Annotated in this window: 1 protein-coding gene and 1 pseudogene; one reads left to right on the top strand and one right to left on the bottom strand. The window is 49.5% G+C overall.

Going from position 1 to position 2,191, the window contains the following annotated elements:
• Positions 1 to 683, bottom strand: a pseudogene (locus tag A3751_RS07425) (ATP-dependent DNA helicase DinG); the annotation flags it as partial.
• Between the two features lie 191 nt (positions 684 to 874).
• On the opposite strand from A3751_RS07425, the gene A3751_RS07420 reads away from it, so the two are divergent.
• The gene (locus A3751_RS07420; RefSeq protein WP_068453895.1) at positions 875 to 2,038 is read left to right on the top strand and encodes an acyl-CoA dehydrogenase family protein; all 1,164 of its coding nucleotides are present in this window, start codon (positions 875 to 877) and stop codon (positions 2,036 to 2,038) included.
• Positions 2,039 to 2,191: the final 153 nt, after the last annotated feature.

The raw sequence follows: 2,191 nt of genomic DNA, 5'->3' as shown, positions 1-2,191 counted from the left end.
GCATCATCCCAGCGGTTGCGTGCTTCGTAGTACGGACAACTACTGAAGTAACTGCATCGCCGGTTGGAACATTGCTGATTATCTGCCGTCAAAGAAGACCATGCCTTATGGTCAATCGGCTCTTCAAGCGTATCTCGATCACCGTCCCATGTACCAGAGGCATAGCGCGTCAAGAAACCTTGCAGCACATCCTCACTGAGCTCTTCATTGTCGCTTTGATCAAGGAGAAACAATGGAATCGTCGAATCATTGGGGTCTGCCGAGAACGACTCAATACGCTGCTCAAGCTTGCTCAAACAAACGTATCGACCACGACCTTTTGCCAGCGCATAATTGAAATCTATACCCGAATGCTCGGCAAGTTCTGGTAAATCTTTGGAGAGAATCTGGTCTTGAAGTGCGGTGGTTGCAGTCGAAACGATCAGCTTGCGATCTTGCGCAATGGCCATCGGTAAGGTGGCGATACAATACCCAAGCGTTTTACCAGTGCCGGTTCCCGCCTCTACAACACAGGTTGCAGGATCGCTATTGCGTAATCCTTCGGAATTGGTTGCGATAGATCCCAAATACTTGGCAATTTCGGCGATCATTAGTCGCTGTCCATAGCGCGGACGGAACCCTTCTCGGCCAGTAAACTTTCTGTAGCTCCCCTGAATCAGAGCTTTGTGTTCATCGCTTAACATAAAACGCTACGATCAATACCCGAAATAAAAACAACCGAACTTCGCCTAACAATCCGAATACTTGAGACAAGTATGGAAATTCAATGATTGCAGACCCTATAATCACGAAGCCGCGGAGTTTAGCAGAGATTGCATTTGGGCAGTATCTGAGAATTTCCCAAGATAATAAGTAAAGTAGTACGGAGCTCGCGATGCATTTTGACCTGACAGAAGATCAAGTCGCTTTTCAAGATACCGCCAATCGTTTTGCACAGGAGTTTCTTGCTCCGAATGCAAAAGAGTGGGACGAAACAGCCACCTTTCCAAAAGACGTATTTGTTGAAGCAGGCAAACTTGGCTTTATGGCCATGTATATCCCCGAAGAGCACCATGGGATCGGCATCTCTCGTTTGGACGCTGCGCTGATCATGGAGCAACTCGCCACTGGCTGCACCTCAACAGCTGCCTATGTCAGCATTCACAACATGGCATTCAAGATGCTCAGCAAATATGGACAGCAAAGCCTAATAGATGAATGGGCTGAAGCTCTTGCCTCTGGCGAGAAGCTGGCTAGTTACTGTTTAACAGAACCGGGCGCAGGTTCCGATGCCGCATCCCTGACCACCAAAGCGGTGAAAGACGGAGACGACTATCTCGTATCAGGCAGTAAAGTATTTATCTCTGGTGCAGGCTCAACCGACCTATTAGTCACCATGGTGCGCACCGGCGAACCCGGCGCAAAAGGCATTAGCTGTCTCGCGATTCCAGCAGATGCTGCGGGCATCACCTATGGGAAAAAAGAAGATAAGTTGGGCTGGAACAGTCAACCGACACGGCAGATTACTTTTGAAAATGTGCGGGTGCCAGCGAGCAACTTACTGGCTAAAGAAGGTATGGGATTCAAGCTCGCGATGGAGGGGCTTGATGGCGGGCGCATTAATATCGCGGCGTGCTCTACGGGCACGGCAATTGCCGCACTTGAGGCCGCGAGTCGCTATGCCGGTGAGCGAAAGCAATTCGGCCAAGCGATTGCAGACTTCCAAGCTACCCAAATGAAGCTGGCAGATATGCTGACAGATTTAACAGCCGCAAAACAGATGATCCGTCTGGCGGCATTTAAGTTAGATCAACAAGACCCCGAACGGAGTGCCTTCTGCGCGATGGCAAAACGCTTTGCAACCGACGCCTGCTTCGAGTTGTGCGATCAAGCCTTGCAAATTCACGGTGGATACGGCTACATCAAAGAGTATCCACTAGAGCGTTTTTTCCGCGATACGCGCGTGCATCGAATACTCGAAGGCACAAACGAGGTGATGCGCATGATCATCGCGCGCCGCCTCTTAAACGATCCAAACTTAGCACTGATAAAACACTAGATTCTTCAGGAACAAAGATGACGATAACAAGCCCGACTTCAATGATTGAAGTAAAACAAGATGGTGCAGTTCTTCAAGTCACCATCAATAATCCACCGGCCAATACCTGGACACTCGAAAGCCTCAACGGGCTTAAAAGCGTCGTCGATTCGG

The organism is Oleiphilus sp. HI0080, assembly GCF_001635135.1.
Note: the sequence above shows the minus strand (reverse complement) of the source record. Positions and strands in the feature narration are given on the sequence as shown.

Coding starts and splice junctions, on each gene's coding strand:
- A3751_RS07420 (WP_068453895.1), top strand. CDS start 875: ATGCATTTTGACCTGACAGAAGATCAAGTCGCTTTTCAAGATACCGCC.